Below are 25,887 nucleotides of genomic sequence, written 5' to 3' on the forward strand. Positions count from 1 at the left end.
CGTGGACGTTACCCCGGAGGCTGCCGACGTGACCCAATCCCCTCGCGCGGCATCGATCTCCCTACAGGGCATCCAGAAGCGCTACCCGGATGGCACCGAGGCTGTCCGAGGGCTCAGCCTGGACGTCCGGGCCGGCGAACTCGTGGTGCTGATCGGCCCGTCCGGCTGCGGCAAGTCGACCGTGCTGCGCATGATCAATCGTCTGATCGAACCGACCGCCGGCCGCATCACGCTCGGTGACGAGGACGTCACCGACGTCGACCCGGTGCGGCTGCGCCGCCGGATCGGGTACGTCATCCAGAACGTCGGCCTCTTTCCACACCAGACGGTTCGGGCCAACGTGGCCACCGTGCCCGGCCTGCTCCGGTGGCCCAAGAATCAGACCCGGGCCCGGGTCGACGAGCTGCTCGACCTCGTCGGACTGGACCCGGCCCAGTTCGGCGGCCGCTACCCGCACGAGCTGTCGGGTGGCCAGCGGCAGCGGGTCGGAGTGGCCCGTGCGCTCGCCGCCGACCCGGTGGTGCTGCTGATGGACGAGCCGTTCTCGGCCGTCGACCCGATCGTCCGGGCCCGCCTCCAGGAGGAGTTCCTGCGCCTGCAGGCCGAGGTCCGCAAGACGATCGTCCTGGTCACCCACGACCTCGACGAGGCGGTCCGGCTCGGCGACCGGATCGCGGTGCTCTCCGAGGGCGGGCACCTGGAGCAGTACGACACGCCAGCCGCGCTGCTCGGCGCACCCGCCACCCCGTTCGTACGCGAGTTCGTCGGAGCCGACCGGGGCATCCGCCGGCTGGCGGTCACCCCACTCGATCGGGAGTCGCTGGAACCAGTACCCGGGGACGCCGCGGCGGACCTGCCCACCGTGGCACTGGACGGCTCGGCGTACGACGCTCTGGCGGTGCTGCTCACCTCGGGACGGGACCAACTCGTGGTGACCGACGCCGGCCGACCGGTGGGTGCGCTCAGCCGACAGCGCCTGCTCGACCTCGGCCGCCCGACGAGCTGACCTGCCCGGTCGGATCAGGCGCGACCGCCGAGGCTGGCGGTGCCGATGATCCACCCGGTGAGGAAGCCGTAGCCGGCACCGGTGCTGGCGTCCTGCAAGGCGCCCAGCAGCGACGGGGTCGGACCGAGCAGCGCCGCCAGCACGGCGGCGAGCCCGCCGGCCAGCACGTACGCGGCCCAGCCGGAGAAGAACTGGCTGACCGAGCCGGGCACCCGGGCCACCTGCGCGGCGGGCAACAGGTAGAGCAGGGCCACCGCGAGGACCACCAGCAGCACGGCCCGCAGGTCGGCGGCGAACAAGCCGCCGGCCTGCCCGTCCGCGTCGAGCCGCCAGGCCGGCCACGCGAGCAGGCGCACGTAGAAGGCGCCCGCCGACTCCGGGTCGGTCTGCGTGGCGGCCCAACCGGTGAACGCCGGGCTGCCACAGATGCCGACCAGCAACAGCACGGCGAGCGCACCGGTGCCGGCGGCCGTGCCGTAGCGGCCGACCGGGCCGGAGCGGTGCATGAGCGATGCGATCCGCCCAGGCCCCGACCCGGTCGCTCGGGCGGACCTGGGCTGCCTCGAGCGGTTCAGTGCTTCATCAGGTAGTCGATGAAGGCAGCCCGCAGCAACGGCGCGGACTCCTCGTAGCCGTGACCGGTCAACTCCCGCCACAACGCGTTGGCCTCGTCGATGGTCGGGCCGATCGAGTTCGGTGCGCCGTCCAGCACCGTGGCCTCGTCCGCGTTCGGCAGGTGCCGCAGCACCGACCAGTAGAACCCCACGTCGCGGCGCTCCCGGGCCAGGGCGAACGCCCGCTCCCGCAACTCCTCGGTGGACAGCGCGTCAAGCTCCTCGAACGAGGTTCCGCCGGGGGTGGCGGCAGGTGTGTCGGTCATGCCGCCGAGCCTAACGGTCGAGATCAGCTCCGGCTTGGCGGACGCGACGTCGGTCACCGCTCGTCGGTGTCCCACCTGCGCGGGCTGTCCTCCCAACGCGGATCCCGCCACGGGTCCACGGGTTGGGGTGCGGCCGGCGTCGGCAACGTCGGCGGCCAGTTGTCGACCGACTGCGACTGCGGCATGGTCCAACCCGTGCTGATCGTGCCGTCACCGACCGGCTCAGGTTTGTCGGTGCTGCCCGCTCGGGGCCGACCGAACGTCTCGACCAGCCGGGTGACCAGCAGTCCGACGCCCAGCGCGACGCCGCCGACCACCCAGGTGCTGAACGTCCAGCCGCGCTCCGACGCGTACACCTGGAAGGCGGCGACCAGGCTGACCGCCAGCAACGTTCCGAACACACCGCCCCGACGGCCGTACGCGCTGGTGCCGGCGAGCAGGGCCACCCCGATCGCCAGCACCGTCAGGTCCAGCCCCGAGGTGGGCTCGACGACCCCGGGGCCGTTGGCCGCGAGCAGCACCCCGGCGAGAGCGGCCAGCACGGTCGAGCCGACCAGCCCGAGCGCGGTGACCACGGCGGCAACCGCGCCCCGCCGTTGGGCCGGATCGGCGATCGGCCGGTACCGGCCGACCAGCCGGCGGATCGCCCGGATCGCGCCGAACAACCCGCCGAGGACGGCCAGCGCGGCGAACCCGGCGAAGAGGTATCCGGCGTTGCGCCCCGGGTCGTAGTCGCTCTGCACCAGCACAGGCCCCGAACGGCGTTCGATGAACACCACCACACCGGCCGCGCCGGCCAGGCTGGCAGCCCAACCCGGCACGTGCAGCCCCACCACGGCCAGCGCCAGCGCGAGCCCGCCCAGCGCGGCGACCGCCACCGCCGGGCCGACCGACGCGGGTAGACCCCGATCGCCCTGCTCGGCGTAGTGCAGGGCGGTGGCGACCGCGACCGGCCCGACGGCCAGGTTTGGCGCGGCCGTACGCAGGCTCAACCCGGCGGCCAGGGCGAGCAACCCCAGCCCCACCGCGTCGACGAGCAGCGTGCGCAGGTTGTCGGCGCGCAGGGCGGCCGGATTTTCCTGCCAGAGCAGCCAGCCCAGGACCGCCAGCCCAGCCAGCAGCACAAGCTCCCAGCCCAGATGGACGCCGACCCGATCCCGGCCCGGCTCGCCGTGGGTGGGGTCGTCGAAGACGTTCTCCAGAACGGCGACGGGCACCCCGGACGAGGGCTCGGTCGCGCGGTCCCGCCCCGCTTCTTCGTACCCCATGACGCCGCCTCCCCAGTGGCCGGCCGTCCCCGGTCCGGCGCGCGGACGATCGGTGGGCGGCCCTTGCTCCCCGATCGCAGGCACCGTACCCGCGCCCGGACCCGGGCGTAACCCCATGCTCAGCGCTGCCCGGGGCGGCTCTCCCGTGGGTCCTGCTCGCGCTCGTCGTCCGGGCGTTCCGGCACCCGGCAGGAGCGCTCGAGCCACAGGGCGGCGCCGACCAGAGCCAGCGAGGCGAGCAGACCCCCGCCGGCAGCCGGTCGATCGTCCAGGGCCGCGCGGGTGGTCTCCACGAAGAGCCAGCCGGTGAGACCCGCGTAGAAACCGGCGAAGATCGCCGCAGCCAGCGCCGATGCCTTGGCCAGCACCACGAAGCGGGCAACCAGCAGCGGGTCGACCGCGTCCCGGCCGGGTTTGCGCTCGATCCGGCCCCGGGTGTTGATCGCGGCGTACGCCTCGAGCACGGCGAGCCCGGCCAGCGTCACCACCGGCAGCCAGGGCAGCCGTGGGATGCCGCTGTAGTAGAGGGTGCTGATCAGCAGCCAGGCCACCGCCGCCGCAGCCAGGGCGGCCACGACCAGGGTCGAGATCCGGGTGGGGCCCATCCGTGACCGATCCGGGCCCGACCCGCCCGGTGGTGGGGACTTCGCCTGCGTCATGCCGGCCGGCTCCGCTCGGTCATGTCGTCGACTCTAACGCCAACTCCGGCCGGGGGCGCAGTTCCAACGCGTCGTCGGCCGCGGGGCCGGTGGTGAGCAGGTCGGTCAGCCAGCCGTGACCGGGCAGCCGCCCGTAGGGCTGGATGTCGATCCACGGCCGCAGCACGAAGGCGCGCAGGTGCGCCCGGGGGTGCGGCAGCGTCAGCTCCGGGTCGTCGCTGAGCACCGGCGTGTCGTCGTCGTCCCAGACCGCGATCACGTCCACGTCGAGGGTGCGCGGCCCGAACCGCCGCTGCGGGTCACGGACCCGACCGGCCGCGCGCTCCGCGCCGCGAGCCCGCTCCAGCCAGTCGCGCGGCGTCGCGGTCTCGTCCTGGGCCAGCAACACCGCGTTGAGGTACGCGGGCTGGTCGGTGTCGCCCCACGGTGGAGTCTCGTACACCCCGGAGAGCACGAGTACGGCGTCGCCGAACGTGGCGACAGCCGTGCGCAGGTGATCCAGCCGGTCACCCAGGTTGCTGCCGAGCGACAGCACGGCCCTGGTCACCGGGAACGCGTCCGGGTCATGGTGACGGCCACGTCGGTGAAGGTGTGCGGCACCGGGGCCTCCGGCTTGTGCACGGTGATCGTGGCCACCGCGACCCGCTCGTCGGCCAGGCAGACCGCGAGAAGTCGGTCCGCGAGGGTCTCGATCAGGTTGACCGGCTCGCCGGTCACCACCGCGACCAGTCGTTCGGCCAGTTCGCCGTAGTGCACGGTGTCGGTGACGTCGTCGCTGGCGGCGGCCGGGGCCAGGTCCAGTTCGAGGACGGCGTCGACCACGAAGTCCTGCCCCTGTGCCCGCTCGAAGTCGTACACCCCGTGCCGGCCGCGGGCCCGCAGGCCGGTCAGTTGGATCCGGTCGGTCGTCATCGCTGCACCTTCTGCTCGTGATCGTCGGAGGCGGCGGCCAGGCGCGGGTTGCTGGTAGCGGCGGCCAGGCGCGGGCTGCCGGTAGCGGCCCAGACGGCGAGCGCGTCGGCGGTGGCCTGTACGTCGTGCACGCGTACGCCCCAGGCACCCGCCGCGACCGCCAGCACACTGGTGGCCACGGTGGCCGCCTCCCGCTGGGCGGTCGGTCGCGGGGTGCCGTCCGGGGCGGCGAGCAGCCTGCCGAGGTACGACTTGCGGCTGGCCCCGAAGAGCAGCGGGTAGCCGAGGTCCAGCAGCTCCGGCAGGCGGGCGCTGAGCTCCCAGTTGTGCGCCGCGGTCTTGGCGAAGCCGAGTCCAGGGTCGACGATGAGGCGGTCGGCGGAAACCCCGGCGGCCAGCGCCGCGTCGATCCGTTGGGCCAACTCGGTCCGGACGTCGACCACCACGTCGGTGTAGTTGGCCAGCTCGCGCATCTCGCGGGAGTGGCCACGCCAGTGCATCAACACCCAGGGGCAGCGTGCGTCCCGGACCACCCGGGCCATGTCCGGGTCGGCCAGTCCACCGGAGACGTCGTTGACCACCGCCGCCCCGGCGCCCAGGGCGGCCTCCGCCACCCGTGCGCGGCTGGTGTCGATGCTGACCGCCACGCCGGCGGCGGTCAGCTCGCGGATGACCGGCAACACCCGGGCGACCTCGGTCGCGGCGTCGATCCGCTCAGCGCCCGGGCGGGTCGACTCACCGCCGATGTCGACCAGGTGCGCGCCAGCGTCGCGGAGACGGACGCCATGTCCGACAGCCGAGTCGAGGTCGGCGTACCGTCCGCCGTCGGAGAAGGAGTCCGGTGTGACGTTGAGGACGCCCATCACCACCGGGCCCGAAGCCCGCACCAGATCGGTCACGACTAGACGGTACCGGTCGCGGCAGCGGCGCTTACCGACCCGGGTCGGCTCGCATCACCATCCCTGACGTGCTCATTGGAACAGGTGTACGATCGGTCATCCGGGCAGCATCGGGCAGCCCCTTCGCGGCTTGTCGCAATCCGGGGCGGCCCGTACGCTTTGGAATTGGCCAGCATCGAGATGGCGAAGCTTGGAGGGAGGGCCGAAGCGGGGAAAAACCGCCCAAACCTCGCCACGCTCTGTGGTGAGTAACGAACACAGGGTCAAGATCGCTGCGCCCTGTGGAGCACTTTTCCCGCCAGGCTCGCCTATTGCACCGCCGCGGCACCGCCGGCCGCGCTATGGGGAGGTTTCCAGTGATCGCCTTCGAGCTCATGGAGACGGCGTCGTCCGGCGTCGCCCACGCGCTCTCCACTCTGGCGTCGACTCCGCTCGCCGAGCCGGCACCGAAGGGGATCGACACCAACAGTGTCGTCACCTTCTTCGCCAGCAAGATCGCGCCGATCCTGCTCGCCGTCCTGGGCGTCATCTTCATCGGCCGTGCCAGCCGGGGCGAGATCTCCAAGGTGCTGACCAGTTCCGCGATCGCCATCGTCGGGCTCGCCTTCATCGCGGGCGCGGCAACACTCTTCTTCGTCGGCGATTACCTGATCGACCTCATCTTCGAATAGGCGCGTTCACCAGATGCGGCTGCGCACCGACGACGACATCTACCGGGCCCGCCTGGTCTACCTCGGGCCGCCCGGTTACACCCTTCCGGTCCACCTGCCCTACGCCCAGTACGGGCTCTTCATGCTGCTGGTCCCCCTCTACATGTTCATCCACTGGCTGTTCACGTTGACGGTCGAGCTCTTCCCCGCCTGGGAGATCGCGCTCGCCATCGTGACCACGTCGTTCATCTTCCGGCACGTCGACCCCGATCGGCCGGCGCGGGTGGTCATCCGCACCGCGCTGACCGACTGGCGACGCACCCGGGAGCCGGCGATCGAGCAGCGCGACCCGCGCCTGGTCGGCAGCCGGATCAGGATCCGGGAGGAGCTGGCATGACCGGGCGTACGCCGATTGGTCCGTCGTACTACGCGGGTAACAGCCTGCCGCCAGTCACTAAGGCGGTCGCATGAGTCGCTCTTCCACGCCGGGTTCCCCGGCCGGCCACCCGGCCGTGCCGGCAAGTCACCGTGCGCAGTCATACGGCTACACCGGCGCCGAGGACGAGGACGAGGTCGCGCTCGATCCTGCGCTGGTGACGTCGCCCGGCCACGGTGCGGTCGGCGTGTTCCAGGCACCCCGGCCGGTCCCCCGCCGGACGCCACCCGCCGAGCCCACCGCGGTGTCGGCCGGCGAGAACGCCGACATCGACTCTCCCTTCCTGGACCTGTTCGGCGGGGCACGGCCCGGCGCGGCGCGAGCCGTCTCGGCCGGTCCGAGCACCCGGGAGCAGCCGGCGATCCCACAGCAGCCGCCACCCGCAGCCGGCCCGGCCCCAGGCCGGCCGATTCCCGAACTGGAACCACCGTGGACGCCCGACGACCGGCCCGGCAGCGGTCGCCGGCCCGTCGAGCCGCGACACGGGGGCGGCCACCCGGCCAGCGAGTCCCGGGTGCCGCATCAGGCCGGCGATCGCCTGCCGATGCTCCGTCCACCGGCCGAGGCCGACCCGACCGCCGCCGCGCCGCCGCCGGCGACCACCGGTCCCACCAGCCGCCCAGCCAGCACCGCGCCGGGCAACGGCTCCACGGCTACGCCGGCAGGCCGGCCGACGACACAAGCCAGCCGGCCGACAGCATCGGCGGAGCCGTTGGCCAGCACCGCACCCCCGGAGCGGCCGGCTCTGGAGCGCACCGCGCGCCGGACCACCAACACGGAGCGACCCCGGGGCGCCGACACCGAGCCGACCGGGCGGCAGCTCGCCCCACCCCGACAGCGTGCCGCGAGCCGACCGGACCGACCGACCAAACCGACGCGCATCCGCGCCCCGAAGATCAAATTTGGGGATCGGGACCCATCGGTCGAGCTGGCCATCACCGAGATCGCCGGTCACCTGACCTTCACACCCAACACCGTCACCGCGTGGTACTGGCTGCCCGAGGTCCGCTGGGCGTTCCGTCCGGACGCGGAGCGCGAGGCGCTGCTGTCGGCGATCTCCGAGCAGTACGCCGGCCTGGCCGGCTTCCGGCTGCACCTGCGTCGCACCACACGGCCGTTCCCCGCCGACGAGTGGGCGCGCACCATCGACGCACACACTTCCGCACCGCTCGCCGACGTGCCCGGCACCACCGGCTGGGCTGATCACCTGGTCGCCGCCCAGCGCCACCTGATGGCGGTCAACCACGCTGAGGGCCAGACCTACCTGGGCGTCACCTTCGCCCGCCGGTCCCTCGGCGACTCGCTCACCGAACGGTTGCTGCGCAGCTTCGGCCGGGGCACCGCCGAGGGCGAGCGCCGCAAGCTGGGTCGCACCGTGGAGCAGTTCGACGAGGTCCTCGGCGCGTTCGGCATGCGAGGCCGGCGGGTCACCGCGCAGGAGCTCGAGTGGCTGCTCTACCGCTCGGTGGCCCTCTGCATGGCGCCGCCGGGCACACTCTCCCCGGTGACCGACGGGCGCTGGGAACGCGGCGACCTGCTCGCCCTGACCGAGCAGGTCGAGCGCTACCGCACCCCGTACGGCTCGACGGTGAAGCTGGTCAACCGGATGACCGGCGAGGAGCGGCACGTGGCCGTGCTCGCCGTCGGCCGGATGGAGCCGCTGGAGATCCCGGAACGGCACGAACCCTGGCTGCACTTCCACGAGCGGCTGCCCTGGCCGATGGAGATCTCCACCCGCGTCGACATCCTCGGCTCCAACGACTCCTTCCGAAATCTCGAACACCGGCTGCGGATGATCCGCTCGCAACAGCTCGACTATGCCGAGCACGGCATCGACGCACCCCCGGAGCTGGAGCGACTGGCCAAGCGCGCGCTGGTGATCGGCGACGAGATGACCACCGGCCTGCCGGTCGACTCGGCCCGCGCACACGGCTGGCACCGGATCGCCGTCGGCGGCCGGACCAGGGAGGAATGCCTGGAGCGGGCCCGCCGGCTCATCCAGCTCTACTCCCGGGAACTGCGCATCTCGCTGCAGCACCCGAAGAACCAGGACTGGCTGGCCCGCGAGTTCATCCCTGGCGAACCGATCGCCAACACCGGCTACGTCCGCCGCATGCCGGTGCCGTTGCTGGCGGCCGCGCTCCCCCAGGCGGCATCGAACGTGGGTGACCGGCGGGGCGACCTGATCGGCCGGACCGCCGGCACCTGCCGCCGCCCGGTCTTCCTCGACCTGCACTTCCCCATGGAGGTCCGGGAGCGCTCCGGGCTCGCGGTCTTCGTTGCCGAACCGGGCGGTGGCAAGTCGACCCTGCTCGGCGCGCTTGGCTACCTGGCGGCCCGCAGAGGTGTCCAGGTGACCCTGCTCGACCCGTCCGGGCCGCTGGCCCGACTCTGCGCGATGCCGGAGCTGCGACCGTACTCCCGGGTGTTGAACCTGACCGGCTCGGAGCACGGCACCCTGGCGCCCTACTCGCTCATTCCCACGCCACTGCGTACCGAATTCGCTGCCGGGGCGTCCGGTGACCGCGAGTTCGAGATCGCGGTCTCCAACGCGCGGGCCGAGCGGCGGATGCTGGTCCAGGACATCTGCATGATGCTCGTGCCGCCGCAGGTGGCCCGGGAGGCGTCAACCGCCACGCTGTTCCGGCACGCCGTCCGCCAGGTACCCGCCGAGGAGACATCCACGTTGGACGACGTGGTGAGCTGCCTCGGTCGCCTCGACGACGACACCGGCAAGGAGCTCGCCAACCTCCTGCTGGACACCGCCGAGATGCCACTGGCGATGCTCTTCTTCGGGCGGCCACCGGAGGGGCTGCTCGGCGCCGACGCCGCACTCACCGTGATCACCATGGCCGGGCTGCGGTTGCCCGACCTCAAGATCGAGCGTGAGTACTGGTCGGCCGAGGAGGCACTGGCCCTGCCGATGCTGCACACCGCGCACCGGCTCGCCGTTCGCCGCTGCTACGGCGGCTCGATGTCGTCCCGCAAGCTTGTCGGCCTGGACGAGGCGCACTTCATGGAGGGCTGGCGGTCCGGACGCTCGTTCCTGGTCCGACTCGCCCGCGACTCCCGCAAATGGAACCTCGCCGCGCTGGTCGCCTCGCAGAACCCCCGCGACATCCTCGGCCTCGACGTGCAGAACCTGGTCTCCACCGTCTTCGTCGGCCGGATCGCCGAAGACGCCGAGATCGCCTCCGAAGCACTGCGGCTGCTGCGGGTGCCGGTCAACGACGGGTACGAGGCAACACTCGCCTCGCTCTCCGCTGCCGACACCAGCTCGGCCAACCGCCTCGGCTTCCGCGAGTTCGTGATGCGCGACGTTGACGGCCGCGTGCAGAAGGTCCGAGTCGACGTCTCGTACGTCGAAGGGCTGCTGGACCACCTCGACACGACGCCCGCCGCGATCGCCGCAGCGGCCGGAGTGCTCCCGAGCATCCCCCTGCCGGATCTGGAGGCGTGACATGGCTGGGGCCCGGGCAAGGATCACGTCGTTCCTGCTCGCCCTCGGCGTACTGGCCGTGGCGACCCTCAGCTGGCCGCTGATCGGTGCAGAGGCCGCAGCCGCCGCACCTCCCGTCGCGCAGGTCCGCGCCGACCTCTGCACCACCGCCGAGTGGCAGGCCGACTTCCGGGCCTGCGTAGGAAAACTGCAAGCGGTCAGCGAGGACGAGGTCAAGTGCCGAAACGCACCGACCCCGGGTACGCCGGACTCCGGCCTCGCCGGCTGGTTCGCAGGCCGCCCAGATTCCGCCAAGGAGCTTGGGCCGAAAGGGCTCTACAGCGACTACGGCTACGCAGGCTACAGCTACCCGACGTACGACATACCGGGCGGCTGCGCGTCGTCTGTCCTGCATCCGGACTACAAGTTCACCACGACCGTGGCGAACGGGGAGTTCATGATCGCAACTGCGATCGTGGGGGCCTCAAACGCGCTGCGAGAGCGGGCCTGGGATCCGCGCTCGATGTGGGGTTGGGCGGACCCACTGGTCGAGCAGGCGACCAAGGCCGTGTACCAGAAGGTGTTCAGTGTCTTCGGCATCGTCACCTTGTGCGTGGTGGGGCTGTACCTCCTCTGGCGCTCCCGCCAGTCCGATATGAGCAACGCGATGACCACCGCGGGCTGGGCGCTGCTGGTGATGGTCGCGGTTACGGCGCTCGCCGCTTGGCCGGTCAAGTCGGCGAACATTGCCGACGGCACGTTGGTCACCACGTTGGGCGTGGTGCACGACGCCGTGGGTCCCGCAGCCCGGGACACCCCCCCAGACGAGTGCGACGATCCAACCCCCGGAGCTTGTAAGGACAACCGCCCGCCCGCCGTGCGAGCCAGCGACACCGCCACCGAGGCGATGCTCTACCGGAATTGGCTCCGAGGTGTCCTCGGCTCGGCCGACAGCGAGACCGCCCGCAAGTACGGCCCGGCGCTCTACGACGCCAAGTCGCTCTCCTGGGACGAGGCCGAGAAGCTGCGCGCCAACCCGGCCACCCGTGACGCGACGATCAAGGCCAAGCAGCAGCAGTGGGCGCGGGTGGCCCAGCAGATCCAGACCGAGGATCCGGAGGCGTACGAGTACCTCCAGGGAGTCCGGGACATGGACCGGGTTGGCGCGGGGTTCATCGCGGTGCTGGCCGCGGTGCTCTTCGCCATGTTTGACCTGACGGCGTCGTTGCTGGTTCTGCTGGGCTTCCTGATCTTCCGGTGGGCGGTGATCGCGGCACCCATCCTGGGTACGGTCGGTCTACTCCGGCCGGCCAGCGCCGGGCTGCGGCGGTTGGCGAACGCCGTGGTCGCCGCAGTCTTCAACATCGCCATCTTCGGCACCGGGGCCGCCATCTACCTGTTCGCGGTCGACCTGATCATGAGCACTCCGACCCTGCCGGGTTGGCTCCAGGTGGTGCTGGTCTGGCTGTGCGGCGTGGTCGGCTGGCTGCTGCTACGTCCGTACCGGCGGATCACCCAGCTCGGCGGGAAGGACAGCAGCGAGGCGGTCAGCTCGGCTGGGTCCTGGCACCGCCGGTTCTTCCGTGACATGCGGACGGCCGCACGACTGGACGTGGCCGAGCCGGGCGGCACGGCGGAGCCGGTGGGCGGACGGCGCCGGTCGCCGGACGCGGAGCAGACCCGGCTGCGTCCGGAGGCGCGGAGGGAAGATCCGGTCTCGACGCCGACCGCACCGGTCGAGGGCCAACGCGACAGGGGCCGGCCGGACGGCCGGGAACACACCGATGAGACGCCGACGGAGAAGACCGGCGGCCGTGGTCGTCCGGTCCCGCCCCAGCCCCGGCGGCGACAGCCGGCTACGTGGACCGAGCCGGACGTGCCGGCCGAGAACCCGTCGTTCGCGGTGTACCGACCAGGTTCCACCGAGCGTGCGCCGGACCGGACCGGACCGCGGGTGCGCTCAGAGGCGCGGTGACGGCGATGCGACGGGCCCTGGAGTTCCTCTTCACCCGGGCGCTGCGGTCCCGGCTGGGGGTGGCGCTGGTGATCGCGGTGCTCATCTTCGGCGTGATCGGGGCGGCTCGGCTGGTCTCCGGCCCGGCCGACCCGGCGGACGGGTTGAGCAGCCGCCCGAACCGGCCGATCACCACCGTGGACCCGACCGCCGGTGATGATGGCGTGACCTCCACCGAGGCTCCGCCGTCGCCGGTCACCGCACCGGGTGCCCGCACACCAGAGCAGACCGCCGACCGGTTCACCGCGGCCTGGCTGGGCCGCCCCGGAATGACCGCCGAGCAGTGGCAGGCCGGACTGCGGCCGTTGTCGACCCCGGCGCTGACCGAGAAGCTGGCCGGCGCCGAGCCGGGCGGCGTGCCGGCCGAGGCGGTCAGCGGTCCGCCGTCCGTGCGATCGCGTACCGAGACGTTCGTCGAGGTGCTGCTGCCCCTCGACACCGGTCGGCTCCGGCTCGAGCTGGTTGCCGCGCAGGGCAGCTGGCTGGTCGACGTGGTCGATTGGGAGCGGCAATGACCACCGGTCGAGCAGCCGGCGCTGTCCGCCGGCCGCTGCGGGTGGGCGTGATCGCCGCGATACTCACCGGGGTGCTGTTCCTGCTCTGCTGCACCGGCGGCACCGCCGCTTTCTTCCTCAGTGGGCTCGGCGGCGACCCGGAGAACGGGGACACCCTCGCGGGCTGGGGTTGCGGCCCGGTCCGTCCGGTGGACATCGCCGCCGAGCTGCCACGGTTCACCGAGTACGGCGACGCGCAGGTCCGCAACGCGGCGATCATCATCAAGGTCGGCCAGGACCTGGGGGTGCCCTCGCGCGGCTGGGTGATCGCCCTGGCCACCGCGATGCAGGAGTCCGCCCTGCGCAACCTGGCGAACAGCACGGTCCCCGAGTCTCTGGCCCTGCCGCACGAGGGCGTCGGCGCCGACCACGACTCGCTGGGCCTGTTCCAGCAGCGGCCGGGATGGGGCTCGGTCGCCGAACGACTGACCCCCGCCTACGCGGCCCGGAAGTTCTACGAGAAGCTGGTCAAGGTGCCGAGCTGGCAGCGTCGTCCGCTGAGTGTGGTGGCGCAGCAGGTTCAGATCAGCGCCTACCCGGATGCGTACGCCAAGCACGAGGAGTTGGCGAGCAAGCTCGTGGACGCGCTGGCCGGCGGTGCGGCTCGCACCGTCGAGATCAACGGTAAGGCGGTGTGCGATGCGGCCGAGCGTGGTGAGATCGCCGCGTCCGGCTGGACTGCACCCATCTCTGGCGACGTCGGCTCCGGCTTTCGAACCGCCAGCCGACCCGGCCACGACGGGGTGGACATCGGGGCAACCAAGGGCACCGAGATCCGTGCCGCAGCGGCCGGCCGTGTGTTGGTGGCCCGCTGCGACCCAGACAACAGTCGCCGGCAGGATTGCGACGTGGACGGATATCCGGACAAGGGCGGCTGCGGTTGGTTCGTCGACCTGCTGCACGCCGGCGGCTACATCACCCGCTACTGCCACATGGTGGTCCAGCCCCGGGTGACACCCAATCAGATCGTGCCGGCCGGCCAGGTGATCGGACAGGTCGGCAGCAGCGGCAACTCGTCCTGCCCGCACCTGCACTTCGAGGTGCACCTGCGCAAGGACCGGACCAGCCGGGGTGCAATAGACCCGATTCCGTTCATGCGCGAGCGGGGCGCCCCGCTGCGCGCCGCGGAATGAGACCGCCACCGACATGACCGGACCGATGCCGGACCCGTTCGCCGACCAACCCGACTGGGCGCCTCGGCCGCCCCGCCCGATGGCCATCGTTCCCGCCACCGAGCGCGTGGAGTTGCGGGGGCGCCGCGTACTGGTCGGTCTGCCGGGGCTGGGTTGGCGGGGCGACCTGCGCGCGGACGACCGGGTGGTGCAGGGCGCGCGGACCTACGTGCCGGTGATCCCCGAGCACGAGTGGTACCGGGCCGAGGCCGACCAGGTCGAGGTGTTCGCGCCGCTGGTGCCGGTGGAGCGGGTCTGGGTGGAGACGGTCGGCAGCCGGTCAGGGTCGGAGGGCACCCGCGAAACCGGCATCCGGTTGGTCTCGCTGGACGGTCCGGCACACCGGACCCCCACACCCGTCTTCGAGGCGGACGCCGTCACCGGACGCCGGGTGGTGCACGTCGAGGGCGGTCTGGAACACCGCCACCTACGAGCCGTCACCGAGACCTACTCAGGCGCCGAAGGCGACATCTGCGTGCGGATCACGCCCGAGGTGGAGTGGTACCGCTGGGCCTGGCGCGGCCAGTCACCCACCACCTTGGAGGTCCCGGTCCACCTGTTGTGGATTGAGTGACGTCAACTAGCCCGTGTGCCGCCACAAACTCGCCAACCATCGTCATCCTCGACGACGCTGAACGTCCAGTCCTCTCGCCGGCTGCTTCTGGGGACACCGTCGGCAGAGCCAGCAATGGTCAACGTCGTGCCAACGGATTCGCCGCCGCTAGACGGCGTGCGAGTCAGCGGGCCCCAGCTAACCCGCACGGTGACACCAAACTTCGACTCACGCTGCTCAGTCTCAACTCGAAGGTCTTGGACGGCCTGAAGGTCGGCGCCGCGCTTACAGGTGAAGAGGTCCGCTCTCGCGTCGTTGCGATCCACCAGGAACGCGCGGAGATAGTTGTCCACCACCACGTCGGGTGCACTGCGATCCGGGGCGGCGGCGCGGTTGTACAGCACGAGGCCCGTGATGAGCCCGCCGAGGCAGAGCACGGCGAGCACCCCCGCGACAACCGTGAGCACCGTCCGCATGCGGCGGCGTGGCGGCTGCGGCTCCGGCGTCAGAGGGGCCGGCGGCAGCTGCTCGGACGGTGCCCGTTGGGCCGGTACGCGGGAGACCTGGGAACCGGCGGGGGGCTGCACTGATTCCACCTCCTGAAGTTATCGGCTGGACGGCTCGGAGCCAATGCCTCAGATCGAGCGGATCGTGACGGACCCCTCCCCACCGGTGAGATCCACGACATCACCGACGCACCGCCGTGGCACCTCCCGGAGGAGCAGCCTCGGCTGGGATACCGTTCTGCTCGGGGAAGGGTTGCCAACCTCGCGCAGAGGGGGTGGATGCGGTGGCCGGTCCGAAGGCACGCACGAACCGCGCCGCAGCCCTGCATCGCCGGGCGGCGGCGGTCGCGACAGCTGCCACCGCGATCCTGGACGAGACCCGACCTGCCCCGGCCGACCAGCGCCGCCAGTACGAGCTGGCCGACCGCCTGCGGGCGGTCGCGGCACGGCTGGCCCCCGGCTGGTCCGGCGCCGCGTTGGACTCGCTCACCGTGGACTCTCCGGCGGGTGACGGCCCGCCGCCGTTCGTCCGGGTCGGCACGGCGGCACCGTTGGACGACGCCCGCTTTCCCGCGTTGGTGCCGCTGGTGGGCACTGGTCATCTGAGCGTGGACGCTGACGCCCGGGAGCCGCGGGTGGCGGGGTTGCTTCGAGCCGTACTCCTGCGGTTGCTGGGTGCGGCACCGGCGGGTGCCCTGCTGATCCGCGCGGTCGATGCCACGGGCGCCGCGCTGGCCCCGTTCGGGGCGCTCGCTGATGCTGGCCTGCTGCCGCCGCCGGCGGTGGACGTGGCGGGTCTGCGCGCGGTGCTGACCGAGGCGGAGCAGTGGGTCACGCCAGGGGCGAGTGGACGACGCCGCCACGATCGCACGCTGTTGCTGGTGGTCGCCGCGCTGCCGGAGTCGACTGGCCCGACCGATCTGGCGCGGATCGAGGCGCTGGCCGAGCAGGGGCCGACCGCAGGGCTGCACCTGGTGGTGGCCGGCTGGCCGCCCGCCGGCCCGTACGCGGCCCGGGCGCCGCTGCCGCACACGACGCCGCTGGCGCTGCGCAACGCGTACGCGTTGCTCGGTGATCCGCCGGGGGCGTCCCTCGCCAGCCCGGGCACGGATTCGCCGGGTGGGTTGAACTCGCCGGTCTTCGTCGAGTCGGATCCGCCGGCGGAGCTGGTCGACGCGGTTTGTCGGCGGCTCGCCGAGCAGGTGGAGGCCGGCTCGCGGTTGGCGTTGGCGGCTCTGCTGCCGCCGACTGGTGAGCGGCTGTGGGAGTCGGATTCGGCGGACGGGCTGACCACCACGGTCGGTGATGCCGGGGGCCGGTCGGTGCCGCTGGGCTTCACCGAGCTGACCCCGCACTGGCTGGTCAGTGGTCGGTCGGCGGGGGGTCGCGCGGCGTTCCTGACCACCGCGCTGCTCGGCCTGGCCGCCCGGTACGGCCCGGACGACCTGGCGCTCTACCTGGTGGATCTCGGCGACGGTGAGTCGTTCGTGGAGTTCCTGCAGACCGAGCGGGACCGGTCGTGGATCCCGCAGGTGCGTGCGGCCGCGATGGCAGCCGACCGGGAGTACGTCCGGGATCTGCTCGACGAGTTGACGGCAGAGGTGCAGCGCCGGGCGGAGGCCGGGGCGCGGGCCGGCGGGCAACGCTTCGCGGAGTTGCGTCAGCACCAGCCGCTGCCCCGGATCGTCTGTGTGTTGGACAATGTGCCGCTGCTCTTCGCCGAGCGGGACCGCCTGGCCACTGAGGTGGCCGCTCAGTTGGACGCGCTGGCTCGGGCCGGGCGGGCGTACGGCGTGCACCTGGTGTTGGCGGGCGCGGGCGAGCTGGGGTTGAGTGCCCGCGCGGATGCCGGTCATCGGGATTCGGTGCTGGGGCAGTTCCCGGTGCGGGTGGCGCTGCCGGGCGGCAGCCCGGTGCTGGAGCCGACGAACGACTCGGCTGCGGGCCTTCCGGTGGGCAGCGCGGTGGTGAACACCGCCGGCGGCCTCGGCGGCCCCCGGGGTGCGACCCGAGGTCACGAACGGCTGATCCGGCACCCCGACCCGCAGGACCACCCGACGGTGGTGGAGGAGCTGCGGCACGAGCTGTGGACGGCCCGGCCGGCCGGGTCGGCGCCGCCGGTGGTCTTCGCCGGGTACGCCCGCCCTCTGCTGGGCAACGATCCGCGGCACCGAGCCGCCTTGGCGGGGCAGGCGCACGGTCCGGCCGCCCTGCTGGGCCGCGCGGTGGGGGTGGCCCGATCGACGGTCGCCGTACCGTTGGGGCCGGCGGCGGGCCGCAACCTGGCGGTGCTCGGGTCGGGTGCTGCGGCGGGTGGGCTGCTGGCGACGGCGGCCCGGAGCACCGCGGACCACCATGCGCCGGGCACCGCCCGCTTCCTGCTGGCGGCACCGGATCCGGGCGCCCGAGCGCTGGCGGAGGCGTTGACGGCCGAGTTGGCGACCCGGCATCCGGCCGAGATGGTGGACCTGCCGACGCTGCTCGCGGACGCCGCCGACGACCTGCCGACGTACCTGGTGGTCTTCGGGCTGGACCGGCCGGGCCCTCGGGAGCTGCCGGTGGACCGGCTGCGTGCGCTGCTGCGGGACGGACCACCGGCGGGTAGGCACCTGCTTGGTTGGTGGCGCGCGGTGCCGCCGTTCGCCGCGCTGCTGGAGCCCGAGGGCGAGGTCGACAAGCTGGCCGCCGTGGCCGTGCTGGACGTGCCGGTCGCGCAGCTCGCCGCGGTCTTCGGCCGGCCGATGGAGTGGCGGGCTCGCCCGGACCGGGCGGTGCTCTGGGACGGTCCGGACGAGCGGGGCACGGTCCTGGTGCCGTTCGCCGACGAGGCCGGGTGATCTGGTGACGCGGGCGGGGGGTGTCGAGATGGTTCCGAACGCGACGGTGACCGGGCCGGGTCGGCAGCGGGTCGCCGCGGCGAGCGAGGACACCACGGCAGCGGCGGTCGAGCCCAGCACGGCCTGGGCGGAGTACCTGGCCGCCGCCCGCCAGCTCGACGGGGTGCGCCGCGGCGCGGCTGCCGCCGCCGGCGAGCAGGCCCGGTCTGCGGAGGCTGCCCGGGAGGAGCTGACGGTGGTCCGGACCGGGCTGGCGAGCCAGCAGGAACGGCTGCGTGAGTTGGGCGTACCCGCGATTTCCCTGGTGCCGTCGCCGCCGGAGCTGACCGAGGCGTCCCGGTCGATGGCGGGCGGCCCGGCGGCCGTGCTGGCGGCGCTGCGGGCCGCGCGGGGCCGGGCCGAGGCGGCGGACGCGGCCCTGGCCGCGCGCCGCCGGTTCCGACCGGGGTCCTGGCCCGCGCGGGCGCGCAACCTCCTGGTGTACGGGCCGTTGGCGCTGCTGGTGCCGCTGATCCAGGTCGCGGTGTACGCGGCGACGGGGGTGGGGCCGGCCAGTGTGGCGGCACTGATCTGCGGGCTGCCGATGCCGGCGGTCGCGTTCGTCGCCGGGTGGGTGGGTGTTGGGCGGTTGTTCCGGGTCAGCCCGACTGAGCGGCTGGACCGCACGGTGCGTTTCGGCGCACTGGTGTGCCTGGTGCCGGCGGTGCTGGTCACGGCAGGCTTGCTGCTGGCCCTGCTCGCCGGCTGATCCGCCCGACTGTTCCGGGGGGCCGGAACTGCAACGGCCGGCCGTCCCGCGAGGGGAGCCGGCCGGCCGTGGTGCAGCGGGATGTCAGCGCGGGATGATCAGCGCCATCGCCTCGGAGCGGGACTTGGAGTCCGTCTGGAGGATGCCGCGTACCGCTGAGGTGATGGTCTTGGCACCGGACTTCTGGATGCCGCGCATCGCCATGCACATGTGCTCGCACTCCAGCACGACGACGACACCGCGCGGGGCGAGTTTGCTCATCAGCAGGTCGGCAACCTGCGAGGTGAGCCGCTCCTGCACCTGAGGCCGGCGGGCGAAGACCTCGACCAGTCGGGCCAGCTTGGACAGGCCGGTGATCCGTCCGTCCGGGCCGGGGATGTACCCGATGTGCGCGACGCCACGGAACGGCAGCAGGTGGTGCTCACAGAGGCTCATCACGTCGATGTCCCGGACGATCACCAGCTCTTCGTGGTTGGCCTCGAAGGTGGTGCTGAGCACCTGCGCCGGGTCGACCCGCAGGCCGGCGAACAGCTCGGCGTACGCGCGGGCGACCCGGGCCGGGGTCTGCTGGAGCCCGTCGCGGTCCGGGTCCTCACCGACCGCGATCAGGATCTCGCGAACGGCCTTCTCGATCCGGCCCAGGTCGACCGCGTCCTCGACCGGGCGGCCGGTCAGCTTGCCGCTGATCAGCCGGGCGGCCACATAGTCCAGCTCGTCGTCGCCGTCGGGCTCGGTCGCGGAGACGGCCAGCTCCCGGTGCGGGGAGCTGGCCGTCGGGTCGTTGCTCAGTGTGTGCCGTCCGAGTTGTTGGACGGCGCCCCGCCGACCGACGCCTGCGCGCCGTCCGCCTGGGCCTGCGCCTTGAGCTTGTCCTTCTCCGCAGGGGTGAGCACGGGCGGCTCGGTCGAGGGCTGACGCTTGCCGAAGCCGTTGTACGGCGCCAGCGGCGGGCGCTTGACCACCCGGGAGCAGATCCGCGCCATGTCGGCGGTGGAGAGGGTTTCCTTCTCCATCAGCTCGAGCACGATGTTGTCCAGGACGTCCCGGTATTCCACCAGGATCTCCCAGGCCTCGTCGTGCGCCAGCTCGACCAGTGCCCGCATCTCACCGTCGATCTCGGCGGCGACCGAGTCCGAGTAGTCCCGCTCGTGGCCCATGTTGCGGCCGAGGAACGGCTCGTCCCCGCTGGTGCCGTACTTGATCGCGCCGAGCTTGGAGCTCATGCCGTACTGCGTGATCATCGCGCGGGCCAGTTGGGTGGCCTTCTCGATGTCGTTGCCGGCACCGGTGGTGGGCTCGTGGAAGACCAGTTCCTCGGCGGCCCGGCCACCCAGCGCGTACGCCAGGGTGTCGATCATCTCGGCGCGGGTCTGGGTGTACTTGTCTTCGGTCGGGAGCACCAGGGTGTGGCCCAGGGAGCGGCCACGGGACAGGATCGTCACCTTGTGCACCGGCGCGGCGTGCGGCAGCGCCCAGGCGACCAGTGCGTGCCCACCCTCGTGGTACGCGGTGATCTTCTTTTCCTGGTCGCTCATCACCCGGGTCCGACGCTGCGGACCGGCGACCACCCGGTCGATCGACTCTTCCAGCGAGTCGTTGGTGATCGCCCGCTGGTCCTTGCGGGCGGTGAGCAGCGCGGACTCGTTGATCACGTTGGCCAGGTCGGCGCCGCTGAAGCCCGGGGTACGTCGCGCCACCGCGTCAAGGTCGACGTCGGGGGCGAACGGCTTGCCCTTGGCGTGCACCCGCAGGACGGCCTTGCGGCCCTCCATGTCGGGGGCGTCCACCGGGATCTGCCGGTCGAACCGGCCCGGGCGCAGCAGCGCCGGGTCGAGGATGTCCGGTCGGTTGGTGGCCGCGATCAGGATGACCCCGCCCTTGGTGTCGAAGCCGTCCATCTCGACGAGCAGCTGGTTGAGCGTCTGCTCGCGCTCGTCGTGACCGCCGCCCATGCCGGCGCCGCGGTGCCGACCGACGGCGTCGATCTCGTCGACGAAGACGATCGCCGGGGCGTTCGTCTTGGCCTGCTCGAAGAGGTCGCGGACCCGGCTGGCGCCGACACCGACGAACATCTCCACGAAGTCGGAGCCGGAGATGGAGTAGAAGGGCACCCCGGCCTCGCCGGCGACCGCGCGGGCCAGCAGCGTCTTGCCGGTGCCGGGCGGGCCGAACAGCAGCACGCCCTTCGGGATCTTGGCACCCAGGGCCTGGTACTTCGCAGGGTTCTGCAGGAAGTCCTTGATCTCGTGCAGTTCCTCGACGGCCTCCTCGGCACCCGCGACGTCCTCGAAGGTCGTCTTCGGCGTGTCCTTGGTGATCATCTTCGCCTTGGACTTGCCGAAGTTGAGCACCCGGGAGCCGCCACCCTGCATCTGCGACATGAAGAACAGCAGCAGGAGGACGAGCAACGCGATCGGCAGCAGGTTGACCAGCAGGCTCACCCAGATGCTGTCCGACGAGACCTTGGCGTCGGCCGGGCCGGTGACCCGGTTGGCCGCCTTGGCGTCCAGCACCTCGTTCCAGATCTGGTCGCCAGCCTGGTACGGGAACTGAGCCTCGATCTTGTTGGTCTCGGTCTTACCGAACTTGGTCTTCTGCGCCAGGTCCAGCTGGAGCGTCTGCTCCTTGTCCTGGAAGACCACCTTGTTGATCTTGGCGGTGTGGAGCTGATCGAGCGCAACGGAAGTGTCCACGCGGTGGTAGCTGGGACCAGCGGTGAACAGCTGACTGAGCACAACGGCGCCGAGGATGACCAGGATGATCCAGACCACCGGTCGGCGGAAGAAACGCGTACGTTCCATACTGTTGTCGAGCGCCGGAGCGCCCGCATCCTCCTGATCGACGTCCTGACCGTCTGATGGTGTCGCCGCGTGAGCGGCGGCCGGAGCCGCCGTGCGGGCCGGCCTCGACCCCGAAGCGCGAAAACTGCCGCGCCGCGGTCATTCGACGGTACACCGTGTACGCGAGGAGTGAGCTTGCGAGCCCCGCACTCGGCACACCTTCGAGATCGACGGCACGCATCGTGGGCAGGCCCACCAGCCCCGCAACGAACGTACGGCGGGTCCGGGCAGAAACCGGCGTGGCGGAGAGTCCGGCCCGGCCACCTGAACGCCCGGTCACGCGGTCGAGGGGGTCGGGCGAGGAGTTACCTCCACGCCACCGGGGTCCACGGTAGCCGCAACACCTGAGAGCGCGCTGAACGTCGGCTTGATGGATACCGATGCGAGTCGGCCTCGCGCCGCCACCGGGTCACCCCCGGTCCGGGCGTCAGGAGCGGGCGTAGACCTCGGGCTTGAGCACCCCGACGTAGGGCAGCTCCCGGTAGCGCTCACCGAAGTCCAGGCCGTAGCCGACCACGAACTCGGTGGGGATGTCGAAGCCGACGTACTTCACTGCGACCGGCACCTTGACCGCGTCCGGCTTGCGGAACAGCGCGACGACCTCGACGCTCGCCGCCGAACGCGACTCGAGGTAGCGCAGCAGCCAGGAGAGGGTGAGCCCGGAGTCGACGATGTCCTCGACGACCACCACGTGCCGACCGGCGATGTCCCGATCCAGGTCCTTGAGGATGCGGACCACCCCGGAGGAGGTGGTGCCCTGGCCGTAGGACGAGATGGCCATGAAGTCGAGCTCGGCCGGCGGGCCGTTGCGGCCCAGCGCCCGGGCGAAGTCCGCCATGAACATCACCGCACCCTTGAGTACGCATACCAGCAGCAGTCCGTCGCCCACGTGGGCGTAGTCGGCGGAGACCTGCTTGGCCAGTTCCGCCGTCTTCTCGCGGATCTGCGCCTCGGAGATGATCACGTGGTCGATGTCGGCGTCGTACCAGGAGCCGTCAGCCATGCTCCTAGCCTGCCGTACGTCGGATGGCCTCCGTCGGCGGGGCCGCACCTTTTGGCGCGGTCCCGCCAGGGATTTTCCGGGCAAATAATGCCAATCACATCAGTTGGTGCGGGACCGCCAGCGGCGGCCGTCGTCGCTGGGCTTCCAGTCGGCCGAATCGTGACTGTCAGCGGTGAGGCCCGCCGCCGAGGCGGCGACGAGCAGGACGAGGAACACGAGGAAGAACAGGAACTCCATGGCGGCGCTCGCTTTCGCATGATTGCTGTCGGTTTCGCCGCCGGTGCGCACCGGACTGAAACCAGTTTGCGGCCACTCGCGTCCACCGGACAGTGGCAGGAATGCCATTGGGCATCGATTTACTGCCACCTGTCGGGTTACCCTCGTCACATGCTCCGGTCCGTCGCCGTTCTCGCCCTCGACCAGGTCGCTCCCTTCGAGCTCGGCGTGCTCGCCGAGGTGTTCGGCACCGACCGCACCGCCGATGGCTTCCCCGGCTACCGCTTCCAGGTGTGCAGCCCCGACGGCGCTCCCGTGCGTACCTCGTCCGGCTTCCGCCTCACCCCGAACGCCGACCTCGGCCCGGTCGACGAGGCCGACCTGGTGGCCATCCCCGCGCACAGCCAGGGCACCACCGTTCCCGGCCCGGTGCTCGACGCGCTGCGCCGGGCCGACGCGCGCGGCGCGTACCTGTTCAGCGTCTGCTCCGGCGCCTTCCTGCTCGGCGAGGCCGGGCTGCTCGACGACCGGGAGTGCACGACCCACTGGCGGCACGTGGACGAGCTGCAACGCCGACACCCGCGTGCCCGGGTGCGCTGCAACTCGCTCTACGTCCAGGACGGGCGGCTGCTCACCAGCGCCGGCACGGCGGCCGGCATCGACGCCTGCCTGCACCTGATCCGCCAGGAGCACGGCTCGGCCACGGCGACCAGGCTGGCCCGGCGGATGGTGGTGCCGCCACACCGCGACGGCGGCCAGTCCCAGTACGTCGAGGCGCCCATCCCGAAGGCACCCGAGGCGCCCACCCTGGAGCCAGTGCTGGAGTGGTTGATGGGTCACCTGGACCGGACGATCACCGTGGAGGAGTTGGCCGCCCGCGCCGACATGGCACCACGCACGTTCGCCCGTCGGTTCCGGGCCGAGACCGGCACCACCCCGCACGACTGGCTCACCAACCAGCGGGTGCTGCTTGCCCGACGGCTGCTCGAGGAGACCCCGTTGAGCGTGGAGGCGGTCGCCGACCAGGCCGGCTTCGGCGACGCCGCGGCGTTACGCCACCACTTCAGCCGCCGAGTCGGCGCCACCCCGCACAGTTACCGGACCACGTTCCGGGACCGGGCGCACAGCAGCTGAGCCGACCCGCCGGGACGGTCAGGTGGGCTCCACCGGCGTCAGCCGGTCGGCGCGGCGAAGCACCCGGACACCCCCCGGCAGATCGGTCGGGCCCTGACCACGCCAATCGGTGACCAGGGCGTCCAGGGCACTGACGTGCCGGTGCGACAGCGCGCCCGCCACGGCGCCCAGCTCGCGCGCCCAGCTGTGCAGCACCCGGCCGCGTACCGCGGGAACCAGACCGACCAGCCCCGGCACGGAGAGCCCTCCGCCGGGACACCGCGCCGCCGCGAGCGCCGTCGCCGCCAGCTCGTCGAGCGCGGCGTTGTCGGCAGCCACCAGCCGGGCGGTACGCGCGAGGTTGTCCACCACGCCGGGCCCGAGCGCCCGCACCAGCGCCGGCAGCAGGTCGGCTCGTACCCGGGAGCGGGCGTACGACGGGTCGGTGTTGTGCGGGTCCTGCCACGGGCTCAGCCCGAGCGCGGCACACGCCGCGCGCGTCTGCTCCCGACCGATCTCCAGCAGCGGCCGCAGCAGCGGCACCCCGGCCAGGTCCCGCCGGGCCGGCATCCCGGCCAGCCCGCGGGGGCCGGAGCCCCGGGCAAGCGCGAGCAGCACCGTCTCCGCCTGGTCGTCGCGGGTGTGCCCGGTGAGCACCGCGACCGCGTTCTGCTGCCGCGCCACCTCGGTCAACGCCTCGTAGCGGGCCTCCCGGGCTGCCGCCTCCGGGCCTCCCGGACGCCCGGCCACCTCCACCCGCACCACGGTCGCCGACACGAACCCGGCCCCACGGGCCCACCCGGCCACCGCCTCGGCACGCTGCGCGGAGCCGTCCTGCAAGCCGTGGTCGACGGTGACGAACGCCGCGGCGCGGCCCAGCCGAGGCGCCACGAACACGGTGGCCGCCGCGAGTGCGAGCGAATCGGCGCCACCGGAGCAGGCGACCAGCACCGGCCCGCCGGACGGCAGCCCGGTCAGTGCGCGGCGGACCGCGACCCGGATCGCGGCCACCGGCGGGGCGAGCGCGGCCACCGGCGGGTGGTCAGCCAGCGGCCGGGAAGGTGCCGGCCGGGCCGTGCACCCGGGCCACCCAGGCGTCCGGGTCGCCCAGCTCCGACAGGCGGGGCAGGGTGAGCGGCGAGTTGAAGATCGAGTTGAACCCGTCCATGCCGACCCGCTCGACCACGCCGTGCACGAACTTGCGCCCCTCGGCGTACTGGCGCATCTTGACGTCCACCCCGAGCAGCCGGCGGATCGCCTTCTCCAGCGGGTTGCCCGCCTCCCGGCGACGGTTGAACGACGCCCGGATCCGCTCCACGCTCGGGATCACCTGCGGGCCGACGCCGTCCATGACGAACTCGGCGTGCCCCTCCAGCAGGGTCATCAACGCGGTGAGCCGGTCGAGCACCGCCCGCTGCGCCGGGGTCTGCACGATGTCCAGCACGCTGGTGCGGCTCTCCGGGTCACGGACCGCGTCGGAGAGCGTCGCCACCCCGCGCCGCAGCCGCTCGACCAGATGCTCGCTCCCGCTGGACGAGGCGTCGACGAACGCCTGCACCTCACCGAGGAAGTACGCCCGCATCCACGGGACGGCGGTGAACTGGGTCCGGTGCGTGACCTCGTGCAGGCACACCCAGAGCCGGAAGTCCCGCGGGTCGGCGCCGAGCTTGCGCTCCACCTCGACGATGTTCGGTGCGACCAGCAGCAACTGGCCCGGGTCGGCCGAGAAGACCTCGTACTGGCCGAGCACCCGGCCGGAGAGGTAGGCCAGCACGGTCCCGGCCTGCACCCCGGTCAGCCTCGACCCGATCGCCTCGGTCAACGCGCCCGGCTGCTTGTCGCCGGAGAGCCGGCTCACCAGCGGAGTGATCACCTCGCGGAGACCGGCGATGTTGGTCGCCGCCCAGTCGCGCCGGTCGACCACCCGGACCGGCGGATGCGCCACCTGCGCCCGCAACCCCGTGTAGTCGGCCACGTGCCCGGCCGCCTCGTCGGTCAGCCGGCGCAGGTCGCCGACCACGTCGGTGGCCTCGGAGAACGACACCCGGGGGCCCGACTTGCTCAACGCCCCCGCGGTGGCGGCGGCCAGATCCCAGTCCACGAACTGCGCCATGGACCCACCGTACCCGCGCCGCGACACCCCGACCCGGGCTCGCGCCGTCGATCGACGCCGATGGCGGGG

25 protein-coding genes are annotated in these 25,887 nt (G+C 72.2%); 11 read left to right on the forward strand and 14 right to left on the reverse strand.

Annotated elements, in window-relative coordinates:
- Position 1 precedes the first annotated feature (1 nt).
- Positions 2–1,006: an ABC transporter ATP-binding protein gene (locus tag HNR20_RS12685; protein WP_373291021.1), complete on the forward strand. Its 1,005-nt coding sequence runs from the start codon at positions 2–4 to the stop codon at positions 1,004–1,006.
- A gap of 14 nt (positions 1,007–1,020) precedes the next feature.
- Here HNR20_RS12685 and HNR20_RS12690 read toward each other — a convergent pair whose 3' ends face one another.
- The 7 genes from HNR20_RS12690 to folP form a co-directional block, all read right to left on the reverse strand.
- Entirely contained in the window at positions 1,021–1,512 is a 492-nt protein-coding gene (locus HNR20_RS12690; RefSeq protein ID WP_184179322.1) for a hypothetical protein, read from the reverse strand.
- 65 nt (positions 1,513–1,577) lie between these two features.
- Positions 1,578–1,886: a hypothetical protein gene (locus HNR20_RS12695; protein WP_184179324.1), complete on the reverse strand. Its 309-nt coding sequence runs from the start codon at positions 1,884–1,886 to the stop codon at positions 1,578–1,580.
- A gap of 53 nt (positions 1,887–1,939) precedes the next feature.
- Positions 1,940–3,154, reverse strand: coding sequence for an ABC transporter permease (locus tag HNR20_RS12700; protein WP_184179326.1), 1,215 nt, complete (start codon positions 3,152–3,154; stop codon positions 1,940–1,942).
- Between the two features lie 119 nt (positions 3,155–3,273).
- Positions 3,274–3,813 (reverse strand): DUF3180 domain-containing protein, encoded by a 540-nt coding sequence (locus tag HNR20_RS12705; RefSeq protein ID WP_184179328.1) that lies wholly within the window; start codon positions 3,811–3,813, stop codon positions 3,274–3,276.
- A 19-nt stretch (positions 3,814–3,832) separates the two neighbouring features.
- Entirely contained in the window at positions 3,833–4,360 is a 528-nt protein-coding gene (folK, locus tag HNR20_RS12710; protein ID WP_184179330.1) for a 2-amino-4-hydroxy-6-hydroxymethyldihydropteridine diphosphokinase, read from the reverse strand.
- Entirely contained in the window at positions 4,357–4,725 is a 369-nt protein-coding gene (gene folB / locus HNR20_RS12715; protein ID WP_184179332.1) for a dihydroneopterin aldolase, read from the reverse strand. The genes folK and folB overlap by 4 nt, the downstream gene beginning before the upstream one ends.
- The gene (gene folP, locus HNR20_RS12720) at positions 4,722–5,624 is read right to left on the reverse strand and encodes a dihydropteroate synthase (RefSeq protein ID WP_184179334.1); all 903 of its coding nucleotides are present in this window, start codon (positions 5,622–5,624) and stop codon (positions 4,722–4,724) included. Before folP ends, folB begins: the two co-directional genes overlap by 4 nt.
- A 356-nt stretch (positions 5,625–5,980) precedes the next feature.
- On the opposite strand from folP, the gene HNR20_RS12725 reads away from it, so the two are divergent.
- The 7 genes from HNR20_RS12725 (at position 5,981) to HNR20_RS12755 (ending at position 14,463) form a co-directional block, all read left to right on the forward strand.
- Entirely contained in the window at positions 5,981–6,295 is a 315-nt protein-coding gene (locus HNR20_RS12725) for a hypothetical protein (RefSeq protein WP_074315118.1), read from the forward strand.
- Between the two features lie 13 nt (positions 6,296–6,308).
- Positions 6,309–6,671, forward strand: a complete 363-nt coding sequence (locus HNR20_RS12730; protein ID WP_007466101.1) for a hypothetical protein — start codon at positions 6,309–6,311, stop codon at positions 6,669–6,671.
- Positions 6,672–6,741: 70 nt separating this feature from the next.
- Positions 6,742–10,170, forward strand: a complete 3,429-nt coding sequence (locus HNR20_RS12735; RefSeq protein ID WP_184179336.1) for an ATP-binding protein — start codon at positions 6,742–6,744, stop codon at positions 10,168–10,170.
- A gap of 1 nt (position 10,171) precedes the next feature.
- A complete protein-coding gene (locus HNR20_RS12740) occupies positions 10,172–12,124 on the forward strand; it encodes an MFS transporter (protein ID WP_184179338.1) in 1,953 nt (650 codons plus the stop codon).
- Positions 12,121–12,678: a hypothetical protein gene (locus HNR20_RS12745; RefSeq protein ID WP_184179340.1), complete on the forward strand. Its 558-nt coding sequence runs from the start codon at positions 12,121–12,123 to the stop codon at positions 12,676–12,678. Before HNR20_RS12740 ends, HNR20_RS12745 begins: the two co-directional genes overlap by 4 nt.
- A complete protein-coding gene (locus tag HNR20_RS12750; protein ID WP_184179342.1) occupies positions 12,675–13,850 on the forward strand; it encodes a M23 family metallopeptidase in 1,176 nt (391 codons plus the stop codon). Before HNR20_RS12745 ends, HNR20_RS12750 begins: the two co-directional genes overlap by 4 nt.
- 13 nt (positions 13,851–13,863) lie before the next feature.
- Positions 13,864–14,463 carry a hypothetical protein gene (locus tag HNR20_RS12755; protein ID WP_184179344.1) on the forward strand — a complete coding sequence of 200 codons (600 nt, stop codon included), beginning with the start codon at positions 13,864–13,866 and terminating at the stop codon, positions 14,461–14,463.
- A 2-nt stretch (positions 14,464–14,465) separates the two neighbouring features.
- Here HNR20_RS12755 and HNR20_RS12760 read toward each other — a convergent pair whose 3' ends face one another.
- Positions 14,466–15,029 (reverse strand): hypothetical protein, encoded by a 564-nt coding sequence (locus HNR20_RS12760; RefSeq protein WP_184188379.1) that lies wholly within the window; start codon positions 15,027–15,029, stop codon positions 14,466–14,468.
- A gap of 194 nt (positions 15,030–15,223) precedes the next feature.
- Here HNR20_RS12760 and HNR20_RS12765 point away from each other — a divergent pair, with 194 nt between their 5' ends.
- Positions 15,224–17,785 (forward strand): FtsK/SpoIIIE domain-containing protein, encoded by a 2,562-nt coding sequence (locus HNR20_RS12765; RefSeq protein WP_184179346.1) that lies wholly within the window; start codon positions 15,224–15,226, stop codon positions 17,783–17,785.
- Positions 17,786–17,813: 28 nt separating this feature from the next.
- Positions 17,814–18,533: a hypothetical protein gene (locus tag HNR20_RS12770; RefSeq protein ID WP_184179348.1), complete on the forward strand. Its 720-nt coding sequence runs from the start codon at positions 17,814–17,816 to the stop codon at positions 18,531–18,533.
- Positions 18,534–18,617: 84 nt separating this feature from the next.
- Here the strand turns inward: HNR20_RS12770 and folE are convergent, their stop codons facing one another.
- From folE to HNR20_RS12790, 4 genes are all read right to left on the reverse strand, one after another.
- Positions 18,618–19,283 carry a GTP cyclohydrolase I FolE gene (gene folE / locus HNR20_RS12775; protein ID WP_184188381.1) on the reverse strand — a complete coding sequence of 222 codons (666 nt, stop codon included), beginning with the start codon at positions 19,281–19,283 and terminating at the stop codon, positions 18,618–18,620.
- Between the two features lie 35 nt (positions 19,284–19,318).
- Positions 19,319–21,334, reverse strand: a complete 2,016-nt coding sequence (gene ftsH / locus HNR20_RS12780) for an ATP-dependent zinc metalloprotease FtsH (RefSeq protein WP_184179350.1) — start codon at positions 21,332–21,334, stop codon at positions 19,319–19,321.
- Positions 21,335–21,800: 466 nt separating this feature from the next.
- Complete coding sequence (gene hpt / locus HNR20_RS12785; RefSeq protein ID WP_184179352.1) at positions 21,801–22,376, reverse strand: hypoxanthine phosphoribosyltransferase; 576 nt, start codon at positions 22,374–22,376, stop codon at positions 21,801–21,803.
- A gap of 99 nt (positions 22,377–22,475) precedes the next feature.
- Positions 22,476–22,721 carry a hypothetical protein gene (locus HNR20_RS12790; RefSeq protein ID WP_184189387.1) on the reverse strand — a complete coding sequence of 82 codons (246 nt, stop codon included), beginning with the start codon at positions 22,719–22,721 and terminating at the stop codon, positions 22,476–22,478.
- Between the two features lie 42 nt (positions 22,722–22,763).
- Between HNR20_RS12790 and HNR20_RS12795 the strand changes: the two genes are divergently transcribed.
- Positions 22,764–23,726, forward strand: coding sequence for a GlxA family transcriptional regulator (locus tag HNR20_RS12795; RefSeq protein ID WP_184179354.1), 963 nt, complete (start codon positions 22,764–22,766; stop codon positions 23,724–23,726).
- A gap of 18 nt (positions 23,727–23,744) precedes the next feature.
- Here HNR20_RS12795 and tilS read toward each other — a convergent pair whose 3' ends face one another.
- A complete protein-coding gene (tilS, locus tag HNR20_RS12800; protein ID WP_184179356.1) occupies positions 23,745–24,737 on the reverse strand; it encodes a tRNA lysidine(34) synthetase TilS in 993 nt (330 codons plus the stop codon).
- Positions 24,738–24,747: 10 nt separating this feature from the next.
- Positions 24,748–25,818: an Rv3626c family coenzyme F420 biosynthesis-associated protein gene (locus HNR20_RS12805; RefSeq protein ID WP_184179358.1), complete on the reverse strand. Its 1,071-nt coding sequence runs from the start codon at positions 25,816–25,818 to the stop codon at positions 24,748–24,750.
- Positions 25,819–25,887 lie beyond the last annotated feature (69 nt).

Source organism: Micromonospora parathelypteridis, assembly GCF_014201145.1.
Classification (GTDB): domain Bacteria; phylum Actinomycetota; class Actinomycetes; order Mycobacteriales; family Micromonosporaceae; genus Micromonospora; species Micromonospora parathelypteridis.

Bases quoted from the DNA above. Each gene is read 5' to 3' on its own strand.
- HNR20_RS12700 (WP_184179326.1), bottom strand. From the start codon at position 3,154: ATGGGGTACGAAGAAGCGGGGCGGGACCGCGCGACCGAGCCCTCGTCC.
- HNR20_RS12705 (WP_184179328.1), bottom strand. From the start codon at position 3,813: ATGACGCAGGCGAAGTCCCCACCACCGGGCGGGTCGGGCCCGGATCGG.
- HNR20_RS12805 (WP_184179358.1), bottom strand. From the start codon at position 25,818: ATGGCGCAGTTCGTGGACTGGGATCTGGCCGCCGCCACCGCGGGGGCG.
- HNR20_RS12690 (WP_184179322.1), bottom strand. From the start codon at position 1,512: ATGCACCGCTCCGGCCCGGTCGGCCGCTACGGCACGGCCGCCGGCACC.
- hpt (WP_184179352.1), bottom strand. From the start codon at position 22,376: ATGGCTGACGGCTCCTGGTACGACGCCGACATCGACCACGTGATCATC.
- HNR20_RS12755 (WP_184179344.1), top strand. From the start codon at position 13,864: ATGACCGGACCGATGCCGGACCCGTTCGCCGACCAACCCGACTGGGCG.
- HNR20_RS12695 (WP_184179324.1), bottom strand. From the start codon at position 1,886: ATGACCGACACACCTGCCGCCACCCCCGGCGGAACCTCGTTCGAGGAG.
- HNR20_RS12740 (WP_184179338.1), top strand. From the start codon at position 10,172: ATGGCTGGGGCCCGGGCAAGGATCACGTCGTTCCTGCTCGCCCTCGGC.
- HNR20_RS12795 (WP_184179354.1), top strand. From the start codon at position 22,764: ATGCTCCGGTCCGTCGCCGTTCTCGCCCTCGACCAGGTCGCTCCCTTC.
- HNR20_RS12730 (WP_007466101.1), top strand. From the start codon at position 6,309: ATGCGGCTGCGCACCGACGACGACATCTACCGGGCCCGCCTGGTCTAC.
- HNR20_RS12750 (WP_184179342.1), top strand. From the start codon at position 12,675: ATGACCACCGGTCGAGCAGCCGGCGCTGTCCGCCGGCCGCTGCGGGTG.
- HNR20_RS12735 (WP_184179336.1), top strand. From the start codon at position 6,742: ATGAGTCGCTCTTCCACGCCGGGTTCCCCGGCCGGCCACCCGGCCGTG.
- folB (WP_184179332.1), bottom strand. From the start codon at position 4,725: ATGACGACCGACCGGATCCAACTGACCGGCCTGCGGGCCCGCGGCCGG.
- ftsH (WP_184179350.1), bottom strand. From the start codon at position 21,334: ATGGAACGTACGCGTTTCTTCCGCCGACCGGTGGTCTGGATCATCCTG.
- HNR20_RS12790 (WP_184189387.1), bottom strand. From the start codon at position 22,721: ATGGCATTCCTGCCACTGTCCGGTGGACGCGAGTGGCCGCAAACTGGT.
- HNR20_RS12770 (WP_184179348.1), top strand. From the start codon at position 17,814: ATGGTTCCGAACGCGACGGTGACCGGGCCGGGTCGGCAGCGGGTCGCC.